The sequence below is a fragment of the Halorussus marinus genome, assembly GCF_004765795.1.
In the GTDB taxonomy this organism is placed as follows: Archaea; Halobacteriota; Halobacteria; order Halobacteriales; family Haladaptataceae; genus Halorussus; species Halorussus marinus.
In genome coordinates, this window is sequence record NZ_SBIV01000002.1 from 39,399 (window position 1) to 60,111 (window position 20,713).

19 protein-coding genes are annotated in these 20,713 nt (G+C 68.6%); 7 read left to right on the forward strand and 12 right to left on the reverse strand.

Annotation, left to right across the window (positions count from 1 at the left end; translation table 11 throughout):
• The first annotated feature begins 22 nt into the window (after positions 1-22).
• Complete coding sequence (locus tag EPY72_RS04120) at positions 23-1,429, forward strand: amidohydrolase (protein WP_135805662.1); 1,407 nt, start codon at positions 23-25, stop codon at positions 1,427-1,429.
• 80 nt (positions 1,430-1,509) lie between these two features.
• Positions 1,510-2,256 (forward strand): proteasome assembly chaperone family protein, encoded by a 747-nt coding sequence (locus EPY72_RS04125; protein WP_134669143.1) that lies wholly within the window; start codon positions 1,510-1,512, stop codon positions 2,254-2,256.
• A 909-nt stretch (positions 2,257-3,165) separates the two neighbouring features.
• On the opposite strand, the gene EPY72_RS04130 is transcribed toward EPY72_RS04125, so the two are convergent.
• From EPY72_RS04130 to EPY72_RS04140, 3 genes are read right to left on the reverse strand one after another with little or no spacing between them, the layout of a single operon-like run.
• Entirely contained in the window at positions 3,166-3,810 is a 645-nt protein-coding gene (locus EPY72_RS04130; RefSeq protein ID WP_135805663.1) for an HAD family hydrolase, read from the reverse strand.
• 32 nt (positions 3,811-3,842) lie between these two features.
• Complete coding sequence (locus tag EPY72_RS04135) at positions 3,843-4,997, reverse strand: acyl-CoA dehydrogenase family protein (protein WP_134669149.1); 1,155 nt, start codon at positions 4,995-4,997, stop codon at positions 3,843-3,845.
• Positions 4,998-5,034: 37 nt separating this feature from the next.
• Positions 5,035-6,696 (reverse strand): long-chain fatty acid--CoA ligase, encoded by a 1,662-nt coding sequence (locus tag EPY72_RS04140; RefSeq protein WP_134669151.1) that lies wholly within the window; start codon positions 6,694-6,696, stop codon positions 5,035-5,037.
• A 142-nt stretch (positions 6,697-6,838) separates the two neighbouring features.
• On the opposite strand from EPY72_RS04140, the gene EPY72_RS04145 reads away from it, so the two are divergent.
• Positions 6,839-7,567, forward strand: a complete 729-nt coding sequence (locus tag EPY72_RS04145) for a PHP-associated domain-containing protein (protein ID WP_134669674.1) — start codon at positions 6,839-6,841, stop codon at positions 7,565-7,567.
• A 24-nt stretch (positions 7,568-7,591) separates the two neighbouring features.
• On the opposite strand, the gene EPY72_RS04150 is transcribed toward EPY72_RS04145, so the two are convergent.
• The 4 genes from EPY72_RS04150 to EPY72_RS04165 form a co-directional block, all read right to left on the reverse strand.
• Complete coding sequence (locus tag EPY72_RS04150; protein WP_134669153.1) at positions 7,592-8,074, reverse strand: metal-dependent hydrolase; 483 nt, start codon at positions 8,072-8,074, stop codon at positions 7,592-7,594.
• Between the two features lie 78 nt (positions 8,075-8,152).
• Positions 8,153-8,662 carry a CinA family protein gene (locus tag EPY72_RS04155; RefSeq protein WP_135805664.1) on the reverse strand — a complete coding sequence of 170 codons (510 nt, stop codon included), beginning with the start codon at positions 8,660-8,662 and terminating at the stop codon, positions 8,153-8,155.
• A gap of 52 nt (positions 8,663-8,714) precedes the next feature.
• Positions 8,715-9,296, reverse strand: a complete 582-nt coding sequence (locus EPY72_RS04160; protein ID WP_135805665.1) for a GNAT family N-acetyltransferase — start codon at positions 9,294-9,296, stop codon at positions 8,715-8,717.
• Between the two features lie 74 nt (positions 9,297-9,370).
• Positions 9,371-9,676: a DUF7565 family protein gene (locus tag EPY72_RS04165; protein WP_134669159.1), complete on the reverse strand. Its 306-nt coding sequence runs from the start codon at positions 9,674-9,676 to the stop codon at positions 9,371-9,373.
• Between the two features lie 260 nt (positions 9,677-9,936).
• Between EPY72_RS04165 and EPY72_RS19215 the strand changes: the two genes are divergently transcribed.
• On the forward strand, positions 9,937-10,083 hold the full coding sequence (locus EPY72_RS19215) for a hypothetical protein (protein ID WP_167599397.1): 147 nt from the start codon (positions 9,937-9,939) through the stop codon (positions 10,081-10,083).
• 199 nt (positions 10,084-10,282) lie between these two features.
• Here EPY72_RS19215 and EPY72_RS04170 read toward each other — a convergent pair whose 3' ends face one another.
• The gene (locus EPY72_RS04170; RefSeq protein WP_135805666.1) at positions 10,283-11,653 is read right to left on the reverse strand and encodes a geranylgeranyl reductase family protein; all 1,371 of its coding nucleotides are present in this window, start codon (positions 11,651-11,653) and stop codon (positions 10,283-10,285) included.
• 128 nt (positions 11,654-11,781) lie between these two features.
• Here EPY72_RS04170 and EPY72_RS04175 point away from each other — a divergent pair, with 128 nt between their 5' ends.
• The gene (locus tag EPY72_RS04175; RefSeq protein WP_134669163.1) at positions 11,782-12,111 is read left to right on the forward strand and encodes a 2Fe-2S iron-sulfur cluster-binding protein; all 330 of its coding nucleotides are present in this window, start codon (positions 11,782-11,784) and stop codon (positions 12,109-12,111) included.
• Here EPY72_RS04175 and EPY72_RS04180 read toward each other — a convergent pair whose 3' ends face one another.
• The 3 genes from EPY72_RS04180 to EPY72_RS04190 are packed head-to-tail and all read right to left on the reverse strand — an operon-like array spanning position 12,112 to position 14,707.
• Complete coding sequence (locus EPY72_RS04180; RefSeq protein ID WP_135805667.1) at positions 12,112-12,924, reverse strand: AAC(3) family N-acetyltransferase; 813 nt, start codon at positions 12,922-12,924, stop codon at positions 12,112-12,114.
• Positions 12,925-12,926: 2 nt separating this feature from the next.
• A complete protein-coding gene (locus EPY72_RS04185; protein ID WP_134669167.1) occupies positions 12,927-13,520 on the reverse strand; it encodes a flavin reductase family protein in 594 nt (197 codons plus the stop codon).
• A 53-nt stretch (positions 13,521-13,573) separates the two neighbouring features.
• Positions 13,574-14,707, reverse strand: a complete 1,134-nt coding sequence (locus EPY72_RS04190) for an MBL fold metallo-hydrolase (RefSeq protein ID WP_135805936.1) — start codon at positions 14,705-14,707, stop codon at positions 13,574-13,576.
• Positions 14,708-14,839: 132 nt separating this feature from the next.
• On the opposite strand from EPY72_RS04190, the gene gatB reads away from it, so the two are divergent.
• Positions 14,840-16,324, forward strand: a complete 1,485-nt coding sequence (gene gatB, locus EPY72_RS04195) for an Asp-tRNA(Asn)/Glu-tRNA(Gln) amidotransferase subunit GatB (RefSeq protein WP_135805668.1) — start codon at positions 14,840-14,842, stop codon at positions 16,322-16,324.
• Positions 16,325-16,443: 119 nt separating this feature from the next.
• Here gatB and EPY72_RS04200 read toward each other — a convergent pair whose 3' ends face one another.
• The gene (locus EPY72_RS04200) at positions 16,444-17,841 is read right to left on the reverse strand and encodes an MATE family efflux transporter (RefSeq protein ID WP_135805937.1); all 1,398 of its coding nucleotides are present in this window, start codon (positions 17,839-17,841) and stop codon (positions 16,444-16,446) included.
• 311 nt (positions 17,842-18,152) lie between these two features.
• On the opposite strand from EPY72_RS04200, the gene EPY72_RS04205 reads away from it, so the two are divergent.
• Positions 18,153-20,666, forward strand: a complete 2,514-nt coding sequence (locus EPY72_RS04205; protein WP_135805669.1) for a DNA topoisomerase I — start codon at positions 18,153-18,155, stop codon at positions 20,664-20,666.
• Positions 20,667-20,713: the final 47 nt, after the last annotated feature.

Genomic DNA, 20,713 nt, shown 5'->3' on the forward strand with positions numbered 1-20,713 from the left:
GACGCTCGGACAGAGCTAACGCATGCCAAAGCGAGAGCTGTTCGAGACGATCGAATCCGAACGCGAGCGACTCCGTTCGGTCTCCCGAGAGATCTGGGAGACTCCGGAGGTCGCCCTGCAGGAGACCGAGTCGAGCGAGCGCCTCCAGTCGGTGCTCCGCGAGGAGGGCTTCGACGTGGAGGCGGGCGTCGGCGGCATCGAGACCGCGTTCGTCGCCCGCTACGGCGACGAGGACCCCGTGGTGGGGACGATGGGCGAGTTCGACGCGCTCCCCGGTCTGAGCCAGCGGCCGACCGCCGAGCGCGAGCCGATCGAGGAGGGCGAGCCGGGCCACGGCTGTGGTCACAACCTCTTCGGCGTCGGGAGCCTCGGCGGCGCGCTCGCGGTCAAGCGCGCCATCGAGCGCGGGGACCTCTCGGGGAGCGTCGTCTTCTTCGGCACGCCAGCCGAGGAGGCCGGCGGCGGCAAGGTGTACATGGTCCGGGACGGCGCGTTCGACGACGTCGACGCGGTCGTCTCGTGGCATCCCGGCTGGTACAACGCCCCCGGGAAGGGGTCGTGTCTCGCGGTCGACTCCTTCGAGTTCGCCTTCGAGGGCGAGTCCTCCCACGCCGCGGCCGCCCCGGAGGCGGGCCGGTCGGCGCTCGACGCGGTCCAGTTGCTCAACACGGGCGTCGAGTACATGCGCGAACACGTCCCCGACGCCGCCCGGATCCACTACGTGATCACCGAGGGCGGCGACGCCGCAAACGTGGTCCCGCCCCAGGCCAGCGTCGAGTATCTGGTCCGGGCGCCCGAGCGCGAACAGGTCGAACGCATCAGCGAGTGGGTTCGGGACGTCGCCGAGGGCGCGGCCCTGATGACCCAGACCGACCTCGAAACCACCAAGACCAGCGGGATGTACGGCGTCCTCCCCAATCACGCGCTCGGGGACGCCATCCGGGAGAACATGGCGGACGCGGAGTTTCCCCTCGACGACGAGCAGGCCGCGTTCGCCGCGGAGCTCCGGGAGACGCTCGGCGACGTCGACGGCGCGCTCGCACAGCTCCCCGAAGACCGCCGCGAGGAGGCCGACGACGCCGCGATGTTCACCCAACCGATCGACGCCGTCGACGAGGGCGTGACGGGGTCGTACTCGACCGACTCAGGCGACGTGTCGTGGAACGTCCCGCTCGGTCGGTTCCAGGCGGCGACGTGGCCGGTCGGCACGCCGGCTCACTCGTGGCAGGCGGTCGCGGCGGGCGCGGATCTGGGCACCGGCGGGATGGAGTTCGCCGCGAAGGTGATCGCCGGAACGCTGTACGACCTGCTCGACGACGACGAACTGCTGGCCGAGGCCCGGGCGGAGTTCGAGGACCGCACCGCCGACGCGGAGTACGACTCTCCGCTCCCCGAGGGGGCCGACCCCTACGAGCTCGTGAACCGATAGCCCGCTCGACCGCGCCGTCCGTGCGGCGCGCCAGCGAGCCGGCCCCCTCCTTTATGCGCTCGCTGGTCCAATGGGCCGGTATGGCGCACGTCACCGTACACGATGAGGACGTCGATCTCGACAGCCCGACGATGGTCGAAGGACTGCCGGGCGTCGGGCTGGTCGGCAAGCTCGCGACCGACCACCTCGTCGAGACGCTCGATATGACCTACTACGCCAGTCTGGAGTGTGAGGGCCTGCCGCGCATCTCGGTCTACGAGTCGGGGAGCCGCGAGGTCCGCCCGCCGGTCCGGGTGTACGCCGACGCCGACCGGGACCTGCTCGCGCTCCAGAGCGACGTGCCAGTCTCGGCCTCGGCGGCCGCGGACTTCGCGAACTGCGTCACGGAGTGGCTCGACGACAACGACGCCACGCCGATCTACATGAGCGGGCTCCCCCGCGAGAAGGAGGCCGACCGCGTTCCGTCGCTGTACGGGGTCGCCACCGGCGACGGGGCCGGACGGCTCGACGACAACGACATCGGCCGCCCGAGCGAGCGCGGCGCCGTCAGCGGCCCGACCGGCGCGCTCCTCCACGAGGCCGGCGTCCGCGGGTTCGACGCGGTGGGACTGGTCGTCGAGAGCGACCCGCAGTTCCCGGACCCGGAGGCCGCCCACATCCTGATCGAGAACGGCATCGCGCCGCTGACCGGCGTCGAGGTCGCGACCGAGGACCTCGTCGACCGCGCCGAGGAGATCAGCGATCAGAAAGAGCAACTCGCCCAGCGGATGCAGGAGGCCGACCCCGACGAGAGCTCGCAGGCCCAGCCGCTTCGGATGTTCCAGTAGAACCTTTTGCTGTGGGCGCGGCACGAGCGCCGCGCCCTTGCAAAACGTTCGTGAAAACCGCCGGGAGAGCTTCGCTCTCCCGAGCCTGCGTTCGCTTTGCTCACGCAGACGCCGTCACCGCCTCACGAGCGCCTGCGGCGCTCGTTCGACGGTTCCTTGGTCCGCTCGCTCACGGTACGTTCGCTCGCGGTGTGGCCTCTACGTCCCCATAGAGTTTCGAATCTGCGCTGGCTGGTGAAAAATACCAGTCGATAGTATTACATTTTCTTATTCAGAACTTCCAGTGTAACCCCGGATAGATGCAGAGCGTGTATTGAACATTTCAATTGGTAGGGGTGGTATACCACTCACAGATAGAGTTTATATGAATGACCGTTGTATCCCGACTCTCTGATGAATGGCGAGCAAGTACATCAAGGGTCGCACCGCCAAAGACGGGAGCCAGACGTTTCTGGCAACTGGTGGTACATCCTTCTACTGAATGGACTTATCTATATTATTGGCGCTCTTGTTGGAGTCGGAATTGGGTTACTCGGCAATAGCATTGCCTCTCTGGCCGACACGCAGACAGCAGTCCAATTTGTTGAAACCGCTCTTAACGTAACCAGCGTAGTGATTATCGGACTAATCTTTCTTACTCCGATAGCAGTTCACTTTGACCGAGAATACGTCCGAGCAGTTTCCTCGTGGACACCAACGCCGTTCTACTATCTCGTCTTCCTTGGGCCACTCGGGTCGCTCATCTCACTTATCTACCTCTACCACCGTCACAACCATGTGGGAACACCGTAACTGTCTGAACCATGGGCGCCATTTTACTTTCATTGCTCAATCCGCACCACGTATCGAGCAAAACCACGGAGTCATTCACGAACTGCAGACTAAATAAAACCGTATCACCAACTGCTGTTACACTCGATCGAGCACTTCCGGGACCTCACGGAGCGACTCGACGACGGCGTCGGCTCGATCTGCGCCGTCGTCGGGGTCCTCGGCGAGGTAGATGCCGGCGAAGCCGGCGGCCTGCGCCGGGAGCACGTCGCGTTCGAGGTCGTCGGCGACGAAGGCGTACTCGTCGGCCGACAGTTCGTCTCTGGCCGCCGCGAAGATCTCGGGGTCGGGCTTGGCCGCGCCAACGTCGCCCGAAACCACGACCGCGTCGAGCCGATCGGCGAGGCCGTACCGGTCGAGCTTCCGGCGCTGGACCCGCTCGGAGCCGTTGGTCAGCACGCCCGTCGGGCAGTCGAGGGCGTCGAGCGCCTCGCGGGCGCCCGGCCGGGGCTGGGCGGCGTCGACCTCCCGATCGACGTAGGCCGACGCGAGCTCGTCGAAGTCGGCCACGAAGTTGAACTCCTCGCAGAGGTCAGCCATCGCCGCCCGGGTGGGTTCGGGGTGACACTCCTCGAGGTACTCGAAGAAGACCTCAGTGTAGTACTCGTGGTAGTCGGAGTCGGGGGTCACGCCCGCGTCCGAGAGGGCGGTTTCGAAGACCGACTCGAAGTCCGCCGGGAGTTCGACGAGCGTTCCGTCGAGGTCGAAACAGACTGCGCGCATGGCAGGGACCTCACACCCCACCGACAAAAGTCTCAGGACTGCCGATACACGAGGTTTCGCTGGATCTCGTTTGCGCCCTCGTAGATAACCGGGATGCGAACGTCCCGATACACCCGTGCGATCCGGCGGTCGGTCAGGATCGAGCGTCCGCCGTGGAACTGCATCCCCTGCTCGGCGCAGTCGGTCGCGGTCTCGGTCGCCTTCACCTTGCTCATCGCGGCCCACCGACCGGCGTTCTCGCCGTCCCGGACCTTCTGGGCGGCCCGGTAGGCCAGCGCGCGGGCGGACTCGAACTCGATCTGCATGTCGGCGAGGCCGTGCTGGACCGCCTGGAAGTCAGCGATGGTGCGGCCGAACTGCTCGCGGTCGTGGACGAACGACCACGCCTCCTCGATGGCGGCCGCCGCGAGCCCGAGCCCGTGGCCCGAGACGACCACGCGACCGAAGTTGAAGAACTCGGCGAGCATCATGAACCCGGCGCCCTCGTGGCCGACGAGGTTGTCGGCCGGGATCCGGCAGTCGTCGAAGACGATGTGGGCCTGCTTGCTCGCGCGCATCCCCATCTTCTCGGGGATGTGCTCGGCGTCGTACCCGTCGGCGTCGGTCGGGACGATGAAAAGCGAGTGGTTGCCGTAGCGGTTGTCGGGGTCCTCGCCGGTCCGGGCGTAGACGGTGAGCCAGTCGCCCTCGACGCCGTTGCCGATCCAGTACTTCTCGCCGTTCAGGACCCACTCGTCGGCGTCCTCGTCTTTCTCGGCGGTCGTCTCCATCCCCGAGAGGTCGCTCCCGGTTTCGGGCTCGGAGACCGCCAGTCCCGTGAGCTGGTCGCCCTCTGCGACCGGCCGGAGGTACGCCTCTTTTTGCTCGTCGGTGCCGTACTTCTCGACGATCTCGGCGCCGAAGCTCGCGAGCTGGAGCGACAGCGCGATCCCCGCGTCGGCCCGGAACCACTCCTCGGCGACCGCGAGCATCTCGACGACGTCGAGGCCCCGGCCGCCGTACTCCTCGCCGATGTCCTGTGCGACGAGGCCGGCGTCCCGGCCGGCCTCCAGCACGTCCCACGGGTACTCGCCCGCCCGGAAGCACTCCTCGGCGTTGGGCGCGACGTGTTCGTCGGCGAACTCGCGGGCCTCCTGTTTGACGTCTCGGGCGTACTCCGGAACGACGTCCGCGGAGAGCAACTCCATACCGGACGAAGGGACCGCGACGTGAAATAGCTCGGGGCTACTCGGACTCCTCGTCGGGGGCCGCCTCCTCGGGGACCGCCCCGTCGACGAGCGAGTGGTCGTCGTACTGGTCGCGCAACACCTTCTTGTCGAACTTGCCGGTCGCGGTCTTGGGGACCTCCTCGATGAACACGACCTCGTCGGGCGCCCACCACCGGGGGTACTCCTCGCTGATCGCGGCCAGTAGCTCGTCTTTGAGCGTCTCCTGATCGGTGCCCGCGGTCGGGACGACGAACGCGACCGGCCGCTCCTGCCAGCGCTCGTGGGGGACGCCGACGACGGTCGCCTCCGCCACGTCGTCGTGGGCCATCAGCGCGTTCTCGAGTTCGAGCGAGGAGATCCACTCGCCGCCGCTCTTGATCACGTCTTTGGCGCGGTCGACGATGTTGATGTAGCCGTCCTCGTCGACGGTCACGACGTCACCGGTCTTGAGCCACTCGCCCTCGAAGTCCTCCTCGTTGGCCTCGGGCCGTTTGAAGTACGACTGGGTGACCCACGGCCCCTTGATGTAGAGTTCGCCGAAGTCCTCGCCGTTCCACGGCACCTCCGTGCCGTCGTCGTCGACGACTTTGAACTCGAGGCCGGGCACGATGAGCCCCTGTTTGCCCTGCTTGTCGTACCGGCTGTCGGCGTCCCACTCCTCCATGCCGTCTTTGAGGTGGGAGACGCTGCCGATCGGCGCGGTCTCGGTCATCCCCCACGCGTGGAGCACCTCGACGTCGTACTCCTCGTCGAACCGCCGGATGACCGACTTCGGGGCGGCGCTCCCGCCGATGACGATGGTTTCGAGCGACGAGATGTCGGCGTCGTTGTCTTCGAGGTACTCCAGCAGTCCGAGCCACACCGTCGGGACGCCCGCGGTGAAGGTGACCCCTTCGGACTCGATGAGGTCGGCCAGATCGGCGGGGTCCGGCGACGGGCCGGGGTAGACGTGGGTGGCGCCGGCGGCGGTCGCCGAGTACGGCATCCCCCACGCGTTGACGTGGAACATCGGGACGACCGGCATGATGACGTCCGACTCGTCGAACTGGAGTCCCTGCGGGGTCAGCGACGCCATCGTGTGGCCCCACAGCATCTGCTGGGTGTACTCGACGCCCTTCGGGTCGCCGGTGGTGCCGGAGGTGTAACACATCCCGGCGGGCGTGTCGCCCGACAGGCTCGGCCAGTCGTAGTCGGTCGACTCGTCGCCGACGAACGACTCGTAGTCGGTCACGGGCGCGAGGTCGGTGTCGGGCACCTCCTCGTCCATCACGACGAACTGCTCGACGCCGTCGAACGCCGCCGAGTCGGCCGCGCCTTCGAGCTTTTCGACCAGCGAGGCGTCGACGAAGATGAGTCGGTCGTCGGCGTTCTCGACGATGTGCTCGATGTGGTGGTCGGGAAGCAGGGGGTTGATCGTGTGGAGCTGTCGGCCCGAGTTCGGCACGCCGAAGTACGTCTCGAAGTGGCGGTGGTGGTTCCAGCAGAAGGTCGCGACCCGTTCGCCGGACTCGATCCCGGCGGCGTCGAGGGCGTTCGCCAGGCGGGCGGTGCGGTCCTCGAAGGTCGCGTAGTCGTAGCGCTCGATCCCGCGGTTGGTGCGCGAGACGATCTCGGTGTCGGGGTAGAGGTTGGCCGCGCGCCACAGGAACGGTCGGAGCGTCGTGTCTGCGCCTCCCATACCGTCGAGTTGGTGCCCGGATTGATAGGGCTTGCTACCACAGTCGACTACCGGCGGGGAGTTTACTCCACGAATCAGAATCGTTATCACCGAAGTGTCGAAACGAGATGACGTGACGGAGGCCGACCCGTTTCGGGTGGACTTGCACGTCAAGGTGCTCGACGAAGGCGTCGTCGAGCGGGCGAAAGCCCGCGGGCTCGACGCGATAGCGTACGCGCCACACTTCACCCGGCTCCCCGACGTCCGCGAGCGCGCCCGGCGGTTCTCCGACGAGGACCTGCTCGTCGTCCCGGGCCGGGAAGTCTTTACCGGGTCGTGGCGCAACCGCAAGCACGTCCTCGCGCTCGGGCTCGAGGAGCCGGTGCCCGACTTCATCTCGCTCGGCGACGCGATGGCGGAGTTCGACCGTCAGGACGCCGCGGTGCTGGTCCCGCACCCGGAGTTTCTCACGGTCGGTCTCGACGCCGGTGATCTGGCGGCCTACCGCGACCGGATCGACGCGGTCGAGGCGTACAACCCCAAACACTGGCGACACCACGACCGGCGGGCCCGCGGGCTGGCTCGGGAGTACGACCTCCCGGCGTACACCTCCTCGTACGCCCACCTCCGGCGGACGATCGGCGAGGCGTGGGTCGAGTTCGACCGCCGGGTCGACTCGGCGCGGGCGCTCGTCGACGCGCTCAGAGACGGCGTCGAACGCCGGGTGGTCCACCGGACGGGACTGGGCCACCGGCTCCGGTGTGCCGCGGAGTTCGCCCACCTCGGGTGGGAGAACTCCTGGAAGAAGATCGATCGGCTGTTCCTCTCGGGGACCGAACCCACCCACCCCGATCACATCGTGTACGACGGTCGCTTCGAGGGCGTCTACTGAGCCGCCGCGGGTCCGTCGCGGCGATCAGACGAGTCCGGCGACGACGGTCGTGATGTCCTGAACCGGCACGTCGAGGTGGACGACCGCCGCGATGGCCGCGAGTTCGAGACCGGTGACCGCGACGGTCACCGCGGTCGCCCGGTCGCTGGAGACCGCGACGCCGACCGGGAGGTTGTACTCCTTCGAGTACGGGTAAAAGAGGGCGATACCGCGCTTGCTCCCGATCACGTCGAGGACGTAGTGGGTGGCGACGCCGATCCAGACGTAGTGGAGATTACCGAAGTAGACGGGGTAGGCCGCGATGACCGCCAACACCGGGAGGTTGTGGAGCGTCTTGCGGTGCTTGCCGAACGCGGTGTCGACGTCCGGGAACAGCGCGCCGAGCACGACTGGCACCGACACCTCGGCGATCATCCGGAACGTCGGCACGTCGCCCGCCGGGTAGATGATGTACCCGAGTCCGATGCTCAAAAGCACCGCGTTCAGGACGTGTCCCTCCTTGTTCATGGTCGGACCTCCGTCGCCTCGTCGTCGCGTCGCGGGGGCATGTCCGATGCCTTCGCCGGAGGGGTGACAAGGTTTTCCCTATCGGAGTTCGGCGCGGAGGTCCTCGAGCGCCCGGCGGGCGATCTGTTCTTTGATCGCCCGGCGGTCGCCGTCGAACTCGTAGCGCGAGACGGTCGCGAACGACTCCTGGGTGCCCCAGTCGGCGGCGTACGCCACGCCGACGAACACGGTCCCGACCGGCTTCTCGTCGGTCCCGCCGGTCGGCCCGGCGATCCCGGTGGTGGCGACGCCCCACGTCGCGTCGGCCACGTCCCGGACCCCGCGGGCCATCTGGCGGGCGACCGGCTCGCTGACCGCCCCGGACTCGTCGAGGCTCTCACGAGAGACGCCGAGGTGCTGGCGCTTGGCGTCGTACGAGTAGGTGACGAGACTCCGGTCGAAGTAGTCGCTCGATCCGGCCACGTCGGTCAACAGCGAGCCGATCAGGCCGCCGGTACACGACTCCGCGACCGCGACGGTCTGGTCGGCCTCCCGGAGCGGGTTCCCGATCCGTTCCTCGATCGGCGGGTCGTCGGCGTGTTCGCGCATGGCCGGACCGAGGGGCGCGGACGGAAAGAATGTGTGGGCTCCGGCGGGGCGGTCACCCGCCGGTGTCGTACTTGTAGGTCGCGGAGTCGGGGTCGATGCCGAAGTCCTCGGCCGACTCCTCGGGCTCGCCGTCGTCGTCGGTCGGCTGGGCGCCCTTGAACCGCTCGCGGAGCCGGTCGGGCATCTCGAACTCCGCGACGGCGAGACGCATCCCGACTGCGTCGGGGTCGAGGTTCTCGCGTTTGGTTTCGAGGCGCTCGACGAGCCGATCGGGGAGGTCGGCGGCATCGGCGCCCTCGAAGCCGAACTGCGCGAGGTAGTCGGTCGCGCTCGTCAGCGAGTAGACGGTCTCGAACGACTGATCGCGGGCGTGTTCGACCAGTCGCTCGACGACGTGGGCGCCGACGCCCTGCCGGCGCCACGAGTCCAGCACGCCGATGCTGGTGAGCTCACAGAACTCGCCCTCGTCGGTCTTGTGGATGCGGATGCGGCCGAACCCGGCCTTCTCGCCCGACGCCTCGTCGATGGCGACCACGTAGTCTCGCGAGCGGAACGCGGTTTCGTCCAGCCCCATCTCCTCGATGTGGTCGAGCAGCCAGACCTCCTCCCTGTTTTTCGCGTCCCGGACGTACATGGGTGTCCGTTCGCCGCCGTACGGTAAAAAGGGTGGCGCTCGCCCGAGTCGGGCGCGGCCGGAGCCGACCGGAGTCAGAGCCCGCCGGTCACCTCGTCGAGGCGGTTCACGACCTGCTGGAGGTCGGCCGCGTCTTCGATGGCGTCGCGTGCGCGCTCGCGCTGGCGGACCTCCGCCGCGCTCGCGCCGTAGGCCCGGACGTACTCCGCTCGCGAGTGCTCGTTGAACGCGTGCCGGATCGCGAAGTAGCCGTCGGGGACGACCGACCCGCACACCTTGCACTCGCGGCGCTTGTGGTCGGTCGTCTGGTGGACGATGGCTTCCTCGACGTCGTCGAACTCCTCGCCGCAACCGTCGATGGCGCACTCCCAGTCGCTCATGAGCGGGTGGTCGAACTCCCCCGGTAAATCTCTTTCCGCCCGACCTTTTGCTGCGGGCGCGGCACGAGCGCCGCGCCCTTGCAAAAGCTCGATCAAAAACCGGCGCTCCTCCCGACGTTCGCTGCGCTCACTCTGGTCGTCGCTTGGTCCGCTCGCTCGGGCTTCGCCCTCGCTCGCGGTGCGATTGCTGGAGCAACTGTGGACTGTCGAGGCGGCGCGACTCCATCAGACCTTTCTCGGCGACTCACATTCGTGGACGTATGAGCGACATCGAAGACGCAGTAGACGAGTTCCTCCGCGAGACGGATACGGTGTTTAGCGAGTACGAACAGGGGTATATGGACGCGGACGCGGCCCTAGAGCGTATCGAGAACCATATCGGGACGCTGCGAGAGCAGCGGGAGTAGCGACTCTCGAAGCAGCCTGACTAACCGCCGTTGAGTACCTGCAGTCGCACCGCGAGCGAACGGAGTGAGCGAGCGGACCAAGGAACCGTCGACCGAACGCCCGAGCGAAGCGAGGGCGGGAGGGAGGCGGTGACGCCGTGTTTTTGATCGAGCTTTTGCAAGGGCGGCGCGTTCAGGCGCCGCCCGCAGCAAAAGGTCGTTAGTATTTAGGCTCGGCGCCGGTCGTCGCGTAGATGTCGTCCATGATCGCGTCCCGGCGGGCCTGCCACCCCGAGAGCCGGTCCGGCGAGGAGGGGTAGTCCCGATAGTGGTCGATGAGGTCGTCGGCGTGGCGCTTGGTCTTGTAGAGGTCGTAGATCAGGTCCCAGTGGCCGATGGACTTGATCGCGGTCTGGACCTTGAGCCACCAGCCGACGTTGGCGCTGCCCGAGTAGAGCGCCTCGGCGAGCTTGTCGGAGGGGAGCGCGCCGAGCAGTCCCATGAGGTCGTCAACGTCGACCGCGGTCGAGAAGACGTTGTACACGTCGAGGCCGGCGTAGCGCGCGCCGAAGTGGTCCATGACGCGCTCGTTGTACTCCCAGAGGGCGTCCTCGCCGACGTCGCCGTCCTCGATCGCGTCGATCGCGGCCTCGGCGGCGTACTTGCCGGCGTAGGCCGCGCCCGCGATCCCGCCGCCGGTAGTGGGGTTGACGTGGCCGGCCGCGTCGCCGACCGCCACGAACCCGGGCGCGACCGCCGAGTCGTAGGGCCGGCGGGTCGGGAGCGCCGCCCCGAGTTTGTCCTCGACCGTCGCGCCCGCGAACTCCGGCCGATTGCGGAGGTCGCGCTTGAGGTCGTCGACGAGGTGCATCGGCTCCTCGTTCATCTGGAAGCCGAGCCCGGCGTTGATCTCGGTCTCGGTCCGCGGGAAGTACCAGAGGTAGCCCGCCGCCCGTTCGGTCGGCTTGAACACCAGCGCGTCCGACCACTCGACCGGCTCCTCGACTTCGACGATCTCGCGGTAGGCCGAGCAGAACTGCGAGTAGGTGACGTTGGTGTCGAACGTGCTCTGGTCGAGGTCGGCCTTGTCCTGGAGGATCGACAGCGAGCCGGCGGCGTCGACCACCACGTCGGCGTTGTACCGCTGGACGCTCCCGTCGCGTTTGCCCCGGACGCCCGTGACCCGACCGTCCTCGCGCTGGGTCACGTCTTTGACGACCGTGTCGTAGTGGAACTCGACGCCGGCGCGTTCGGCACCCTCGATGATCGACCGACCGTACTCCCACCGGTCGATGACCGCGAGTTCGCCCGGCACCGGGATCTCGAGGACGGTGTCCTCCTGTGGGATCTCGAACCGGCCGTGGTCGACGTCGGTGTTGGTGAACGACGACGCCAACTGGGACTTCGGGATGGCCTCGGGAAAGGCGTCGGCGCCCTTGAGCGCGTCGCCGCAGGCGATGTGGCCCGCCTCCTCCTCGTCCTTCCGCTCGACGACGACGACATCGTAGCCCGCGTCGCTGGCGGTGGCGGCGGCGTAACAGCCGGCCGTTCCCGCGCCGACGACGACGACGTCGTGCTCGTGAGTAGCCATACCTTCGGCTACGAGACGCAGGGGGCAAAACTCTTTATACGCGGAATTTGGAATCTGTCGGGCGCGAGCCGACGCGACGCGGTCGCCGGGAATAAAGAGTGAAGTGTCGGAGTTGTCTACTCCGAGGTATGGCCGACTACACCGTCGAGTTCGCCGGGACGGGCGAGACCGTCGAGGTCTCGGACACCGAGACGATCCTGAGCCGCTGTATCGAGGAGGGCATCGCCCAGGAGTACTCCTGTCGGGTCGGGATGTGTCTGGCGTGTTCGGCCGAGATCGTCGAGGGAGAGGTGACCCAGCCCGCGGCCCGGGGACTGACCGACGAGGAGGCCGAGTCGTACGCGCTGACCTGCATGGCCCGCCCGCAGAGCGATCTGGTGCTCGACCGCGGGAAGTACCCGCCGAGCATCGACGACGAGGCGGCGGCCAGCGAGGCGCCCGCGGCCGACGACGACTGATCACCGACGAGTTCTCTCGAACCACTCGACCGCGTACTCGACCAGCGGGCGCTGGTCGAGAAGTCGCGCCTCGGCGTGGCCCACTCGCCCGCGAGCGACCGCGTCCGGCCGATCGCGCTCGAACGCCCGACCGAGGTCCGCGAAGTCGCCGCCGTCGTAGTCGGGGCGCTCGAACTCGATCCACGCTCGCTCGCCGTCGAGCAGGACGGGCGCGCCGTCGCTCAACACCGTCTGGTCGAACCGCGCGCGGTGCTCGGCGAGGTGGAGCGAGGTGTCGCTGTCGTGACCGACCCCGAGCAGTAGCACCGACCCACCGCGGTCGTACACCGCCGCGAGCGGCGATTTTTCCCCGAGTCCGCCGTCGTAGGCGTGGTCGGCGACGACGGCGTCTGCGTCCGCGCCTCGCGCCGCGAACGAGTAGATGGGGTGGCGACTCCGGACGACGCCGGGCGACGACCGGAACGACTCGGGGATCGCGCCCATCCCGCGGGTCGGCGACACGTCGGGGCGGTACGGCGCCATCGAGGTCCGGATCCCGCCGGACGCGCCGTCGGGAGCCGTCGAGTTCTCCCAGTCGGTCGGGTCCGCGTACTGGGGCGAGTGAGTCGGCATCACCAGCGTCCCCGCCGCTGAGACGGCGTCAAACAGCGCGTCGACGACCGCCCGAGCGCCCCCGGGGACCCACCCGAGCGAGGACAGCGACGAGTGGACCAGCAGGGTGTCGTCCTCACGAACACCGAGCGACCGGAGGTCGTCGGCGAGGCGCGAGACGGTCACGGGGTCGGATCGGTCGACGGCGTCGGCTCCGGTCATGCTTACGGGGGTCGCTCCAGCGCGAACTGGTCCTCGATCGTCGTGTAGCGGCTCCCCGAGAGCCGCCCCACCGCGTCGAGCTTCGTGGTGTCGAGTTTGCCGTCGGTCGTCACCTCGTCGGCGACGTGGACCCACTCGACTTCGCCGAGAATCATCGTCGAGTCGCCCACGGCGACCATCTCGTACAGCGAACACTCGAAGGCCACGTCAGTTTCGGCCACCCGCGGGGGCGTCACCGTTCGGGAGTCGGCCCGCGCGAGGCCGGTGTCGTCGAACTCGCTCTCGCCGGCGGGGAGGGTCGCGCTCGTGGCGTTCATCGACTCGGCGAGCGGTTCGGTGACGACGTTGACGACGAACTCCTCGGTCGCCCGGACGTTCCGGGGCGTGTCTTTGAGCCCCTCCGGGGCGTCGTCGTCGTTCACCGGGGCGAACATCACCACCGGCGGCGCGACCGATACGACGTTGAAGAAGCTGTACGGCGCGAGGTTGTCGACGCCGTCGGAGGTGGTCGTGCTGACCCACGCGATCGGGCGCGGGACCACCGCACCGGCCAGCGTCCGGTAGAGCGAGGACAGCTCGTCCGGGTCGAGTTCCATACCTCCGGAACGGCCCGCGAGAATGAAGGGATTGCGGTCGCGGTTCGCCGGTCTCAGTCCGGGGTGACCGCGCAGTTGTTGGGCCCGAGTTCGAGTTCGAACGCCGCCTCGTCGTCGACGCGCTCGGTCCCGAGGTTCGCCGGAATGATCCGCTCGTAGTTGGCGGGTCGGGGCGGAAGCGAGTCGGTCACCCGCGAGACGAACGCCTCGCGGTCGGCGGCCAGCGAGATCCGCTCCCGAACCGTCGAGAGCGCCGCGGCGTGGGCCTCCCCAGAATCGACCGGCGCGTCGGGCGATCGGTGGCCCGGCGCGACCACCGTCTCGTCGGGGAGCGCGAACAGTCGATCCCGGAGGGTGTCGTACAGCGATTCGGCGAGGTCGGCGGCGCCGTCGGCGCCGCGTTCGAGGTCCGGGCGGCCGAACCCGTCGAGAAACAGCGCGTCGCCGGTGAAGATCGCGTCGCCGAGTCTGAGCGCGGTGAGCTCAGTGGTGTGGCCCGGGGCGTGGAGCGCGGTGAGGGTCGCGTCGCCGAACCGGAGCTCGTCGCCCTCAGCCAGCAAGCGCGCGTCGAACGCCAACCCCCGGTCGCGGGCGCCCGCCGGGAGAACCGCCTCGACGCCGTCGCGTTCGGCGAGCGTCCGAACGCCCGAGAGGTGGTCGGCGTGGACGTGGGTGTCGACGGCGTGGGTCACCGCGGCGCCCCGAGCCTCGGCGTCCGCGACGTATCGGTCGGCGAACGCCCGGAGCGGGTCGACGACCGCGGCCGCCCCGCCGGAGACGACGAGGTACGACAGACAGCCGCTCGCCGGTCGGTCGTACTGGACGACCGTCGCGTCCGCGGACGCCGCCGGGAGTTGGCTGGCGACGTACACCCGGGCCCAGCCGTGCATCCCGCCGGCGAGGTTCCGGGCGTCGATCCCCGCCGCCCGGAGGTGGTCGGCGACGGTCGCGCTGACCTCGCCGCGGGGACAGACCGCGATCACCGGCGAGTCGAGGTCGAGGTCGGCCGCGAACTCGTCGATCTCGCCGCGGGCCTTCGCGGCGGCGAACTCCGAGTAGGGGACCTGCGTCGCCGTGACGGTCTCGCCCGCGATCCGCCACGCCTCGAACTCGTCGCGATTTCGGACGTCGAGCAGGTGGACGGGATCGCCGCGAGCGAGCGTGTCGTACAGCTCCTCGGGCGACAGCGAAGGGGTGTCGTCGGTCACGCCCGGCGATACGGGCCGCGCGGTCAAAACGCTGTGGCAGACCGGGGTCGGCTCGGAGCCGCCCGCTCGCTCCCGTAGCCTTTTAACGCTCACACCCCGAACGGCCGGGTAATGACTGCTCAGGCTGTCCAGCAGGAGGACCTCGCGGTCGTCATCGGACTGGAGGTCCACGTCCAGCTGGAGACCGACACGAAGATCTTCTGTGGCTGTTCGACCGACGTGGCCGACGACGAGCCCAACACCCACACCTGTCCGGTGTGTCTCGGCCTGCCGGGAGCGCTCCCCGTCCTGAACGAGGCGGCCGTCGAGTCGGCGGTGAAGGTCGGGAAGGCCATCGACGCCGACGTCCCCGCGGAGACGGCGTTCCACCGGAAGAACTACTTCTACCCCGACCTCCCGAAGGGGTTCCAGATTACCCAGTACGACGCGCCGATCTGTCAGGACGGCGAGCTCGAAGTCGAGGTCGAGGGCGAGCGCAGGACCGTCGGCATCCGGCGCGCCCACCTCGAAGAGGACCCCGGGAGCATCCAGCACGAGGGCGGGAGCATCGACACCGCCGATTACACGCTGGTCGACTACAACCGCGCGGGCGTCCCGCTGATGGAGATCGTGACCGAGCCCGACTTCCGGGGCGCGGCCGAGGTCCGGGCGTTCCTCGCGAAGCTCGAAGAGGTGCTCGAGTACCTCGGCGTGTTCGACAGCCAGCGCGACGGGAGCCTCCGGATCGACGCCAACCTCAGCGTGGTGCCCGGCGAGGAGATCGACGACGGCGCGATCAGCGACGAGGCCCTCGAAGACGCAAACCGCACCGAGGTCAAGAACATCTCCAGCCACAAGGGCGCCGAGAAGGCGCTGTCCTACGAGGCGACCCGCCAGAAGAACGCGGTCAAGCGCGGCCGCGAGGTCGCCCAGGAGACCCGCCACTGGGACGAGTCGCGGGGCATCACCGTCTCGATGCGCTCGAAGGAAGAGGAGAAAGACTACCGGTACTTCCGGGAGGCCGACCTGCCGCCCCTGCGGGTCAGCGACTGGAAGGAACAACTGGAGATTCCCGAACTCCCCGACGCCCGCCGCGAACGGTTCCGCGAGGAGTACGGCCTGAGCGCGGAGGCCGCGAGCAAGCTCACCTCGACGAAGCAGGTCGCGGACTTCTACGAGGACGTGGCCGGCGAGTACGACCCCGACCTCGCGGCGACGTGGGTCGCGGACAACCTGCTCGGCGAACTCAACTACCGCGACATGGCGATCACCGACGTCGCCGACCGGCTCGGGGAGTTCAAGCGACTCGTCGAACTGGTCGCCGACGGGGAGATAACGACGAAGAACGCCGAGGAGGTCGTCCTCCGCGAGATGCTCGACGAGGGCGACGACCCCGAGACCGTCATCGACCGCGAGGGGCTCGGGAAGGCCGACGAGGGCGCCGTCGAGGGAGCCGTCGCGGCCGCGATCGAGGAGAACCCCGACGCGGTCGAGGACTACCACGCCGGCGAGGACGGCGCGCTCAACTTCCTCGTCGGGCAGGTGATGCAGAAGACCGGCGGGAGCGCCGACCCCGGGTCGGTCAACGGGCTGTTGCGCGAGCGCCTCGACGAGTAGCGGACGGGCGACGCGTCGGTTCTCGGACCGCGAGGGGCGCGCCGCGCTCCTGTCTCGACCCCGTTGCGGCGTGCTGTCAGGTCACGCGACGAGGTGGCCGCGCCTTCCGATTTAAGTCCTCAGTCGCCGGGCGTGGCCGCCGGCTCCTTCTCCACGACGCCGCGTTTCCACCGGCCGAGCGCGAACCACAGGACGCCGACCACGAACGATCCGATCGCCGACGCCGCCCACGACCACCAGAGGCCGGTGACCCCCCAGCCGAACCCCGAGAGGGTGAGCCCCGCGACGGTGACCGTCCCGCCGTAGGCGAACAGCACCGCGAGCGGGATCCGGAGCACCCACCGCGAGAGGAACGATAGGGCCATCGCGACCAGCGTGTCGCCCGCGCCCCGGAACCCGCCCTGTACGACCATCAGCCCGCCGAAGAAGGCGAGGAACGGTCCGATGATGCGGAGAAACCGCACGCCCTCGGCGACGACCGCCGGATCGCCGATGAAGATCCGCATCGCCGCCCCGGGGAAGGCGAACATGAGCCCGCCGGCCCCGAACAGCACCGCCATCGTCCCCGCGGTCGCCTTCCAGGTCACCTCAGCGGCCCGGTCGGGGGTGTCGGCGCCGAGGTTCTGGCCGACGCCGGTCGCGGCCGCCTGTCCGACCGCGCCCGAGACGGTCCACGACACCGACATCAGCCGGACGCCGACCCCGTAGGCCGCGGTCGGGATGGGCCCGAACCGGGCGACCAGCGCCGCCATCGCGACCGCGGCGAAGCTCCGGGCCGCGCCGTCGACGGTCGCGGGCGAGCCGACGGTGACGAGCTTCTTGAGCACCGGCCAGTCGGGCCGGAGATCCGCCAGCCGGAGCCGGACGCCCCACTCGCCTTTGACGAGGATGTAGACGCCCACGATCGCGACGAGGACCCGCGAAATCAGGGTCGCCACCGCCGCGCCGCGAGTGCCCCACGCCGGGAACGGGCCGTACCCGAGGATCAGGAAGGGGTCGAGCACGACGTTGAGCCCCGCCGAAAACACCATCAGCCACATCGCGGTCTTGGTGTCGCCGGCGCCCCGGAGCACCGCCCGGAAGACGAAAAAGAGGAAGGTGAACGGGATCGCGACGAAAAGCACCTCGATGTAGGCGAGCGCCGCGGTGTAGACCTCCCCGCGCGCGCCGACGAGCGTGACGAGGGGCTCGCGGAACGTGTAGCCGGCCGTCGCCAGCGTCACCGACACCGCGACCGTGAGCAACAGCGTCTGAGCGACGACGTTGTCGGTCTGTCGGTCGTTGCCCGCGCCGACGTGCTGGGAGACCAGCGCGACCGAGGCCGCGGTCAGCCCCATCGCCACCGAGACGAACATCCACGAGGTCGGGAACATCAGCGAGACCGCCGCGACCGCCTCGGGGCTGACTCGGCCGACCCAGAACATGTCCGCGAGGTTGTAGAACGTCTGGAGGAGGTTGCCCGCGACCAGCGGCCACGCGAGGCTCGTCAGTTTCGGCGTGATCGCTCCGGTCGTCATGTCGACGCGGCTGTCGGTGCTCTCGGACACTACTCAGTGGTCAATCGGGCGATCAGTTCTTAAACGCGCGGGTTCCCCGTCGGACCTGCCGGGAGTCGCGGTCGGCGTCGCGGGGGTCGCGAGCGGCCGGTCGCCACGCGTCAGGCGCCCGCGACGGACCCGCGCGTGAGCGCGTCTGTCCCGCCGCCCGCTTGCGATTTCTCGCGGCGAAAGCTTTAGGCGGTCTGTTGTCCTACCGGGAACACGATGACCGACCAGCGACCCCCGGCGGGCCTTCGCGCCGGGCGACGCGAGCCGACCGGAGGTGGGGCATGGAGCTGATAATCACCGAGAAGGACAACGCCGCCCGGCGCATCGCCGCGATTTTGAGCGGCGAGTCGGCGGAGGCCGAGCGGCGAAACGGCGTCAACGTCTACAAGTGGGGCGGCAAGCGATGCATCGGGCTGTCGGGCCACGTCGTGGGGGTCGACTTCCCCGACGAGTACAACGACTGGCGCGACGTCGAACCGGTCGAGCTCATCGACGCGCCCATCGAGAAGAAAGCCACCAAGGAGAACATCGTCCGCACCCTCCGACTGCTGGCCCGGGACGCCGATCAGGTCACCATCGCGACCGACTACGACCGCGAGGGCGAACTCATCGGCAAGGAGGCCTGGGAGCTCGTCCGGGAGGCCAACGACGACGTGCCGATCCGGCGGGTCCGGTTCTCCTCGATCACCGAAAACGAGGTCGTCGACGCGTTCGCCGACCCCGACGAGCTCGATTTCGACCTCGCGGCCGCGGGCGAGGCCCGCCAGGAGATCGACCTCATCTGGGGCGCGGCCCTGACCCGATTTCTCTCGCTTTCGGCCCGCCAGCTCGGCGAGGACTTCATCTCCGTCGGGCGCGTCCAGAGCCCGACCCTCAAGCTCATCGTGGACCGAGAGCGCGAGATCGAGGCGTTCGACCCCGAGGACTACTGGGAGCTGTTCGCCGACCTCCTGAAAGAGACCGACGAGGAGACCGCCGAGTTCGAGTCCCAGTACTTCTATCTCGACGAGGACGACAACGAGGCCGAGCGCGTCTGGGACGAGGCGGCCGCCGAGACCGCCTTCGAGGCGCTCGAAGCCGCGACCGAGGCGATCGTCGAGCGCGTCTCGCGGCGGACCCGGACCGACGACCCGCCCGCGCCGTTCAACACCACCCAGTTCATCCGGGCGGCCGGGAGCCTCGGCTACTCGGCCCAGCGCGCGATGAGCATCGCCGAGGATCTCTACACCGCGGGGTACATCACCTACCCCCGGACCGACAACACGGTGTACCCCGACGATCTGGACCCCGAGGAGTTGCTCGACGCCTTCGCCGGGGACTACCACTTCGGCGACGACGCCGAGGACCTGCTTGGGGCCGACGAGATCGAACCGACCGAGGGCGACGAGGAGACCACCGACCACCCGCCGATCCACCCGACCGAGGACGTCCCGACGAAGGGCGAACTCGACGACGACGAGTGGGAGGTGTACGAGCTGGTCGTCCGGCGGTTCTTCGCCACGGTGGCCGAGTCGGCGACGTGGGAACACCTCAAGGTCGTCGCGGGCGTCGAGGCCGACGGCGACACCCACCGGCTCAAGGCCAACGGCAAGCGCCTGCTCGAAGAGGGCTACCACGCGGTCTACCCCTACTTCAACAGCACCGAGAACTACGTCCCGGACGTGACCGAGGGCGAGTCCCTCGCGATCACCGACGCCCGCATCGAGGACAAACAGACCCAGCCGCCCCGGCGGTACGGCCAGTCGCGGCTCATCGAGACCATGGAGGAGCTTGGGGTGGGGACGAAGTCGACCCGCCACAACACCGTCGAGAAACTCTACGACCGGGGCTACGTCGAGGGCGACCCGCCGCGCCCGACCCAGCTGGCGAAGGCGGTCGTGGAGGCCGCCGAGGAGTACGCCGAGTTGGTGGTCAGCGAGGAGATGACCAGCGACCTCGAAGCCGACATGACCGCCATCGCGGAGGGCGAGGCCGACCTGAACGAGGTGGCCGACGAGTCCCGCGAGTACCTCCAGCAGGTGTTCGACGAGCTTCGGGACTCCCGCGAGGAGGTCGGCGATCTGCTCCAGAAGTCGCTGAAGGCCGACAAGACCCTCGGGCCGTGTCCCGACTGCGGCGAGGAGCTACTGGTGCGCCAGAGTCGTCGGGGGTCGTACTTCGTCGGCTGTGACGGCTACCCCGACTGTGAGTACACCCTGCCGTTGCCAAACACCGGCAAGCCGCTGATCCTCGACGAGACCTGCGACGACCACGACCTCCACCACGTCAAGATGCTCGCGGGCCGCCAGACGTTCGTCCACGGCTGTCCGCTCTGCAAGGCCGAAGAGGCCGACGAGGCCGACGACGAGGTCATCGGCGAGTGTCCGGACTGCGCCGACGAACACGGCGGCGAACTCGCCATCAAGCACCTCCAGAACGGCTCGCGGCTGGTGGGCTGTACGCGCTATCCCGACTGCGACTACTCGCTGCCGCTCCCCCGTCGGGGCGACATCGAGGTCACCGACGAGCGGTGCGAGGAACACGACCTGCCCGAGCTGGTGGTCCACAACGGCGACGAGCCGTGGGAACTGGGCTGTCCGATCTGCAACTACCGGGAGTTTCAGGCCCGCGACAGCGAGTCGGGCACCGACCTCGAGAGCCTCGACGGCATCGGCGCGAAGACCGCCGAGAAGCTCGAAGCCGCGGGCATCGAGAGCGTCGACGACCTGAAAGACGCCGAGGTCGAGACGGTGGCGTCGGAAGTGCAGGGCGTGAGCGAAGACCGGCTCCGGAGCTGGCAGGCGAAAGCCGACTAGGTGTAAGGGAGTCCGGAGTCGCTGTCTGGAAGCGAGACCGGACCCGA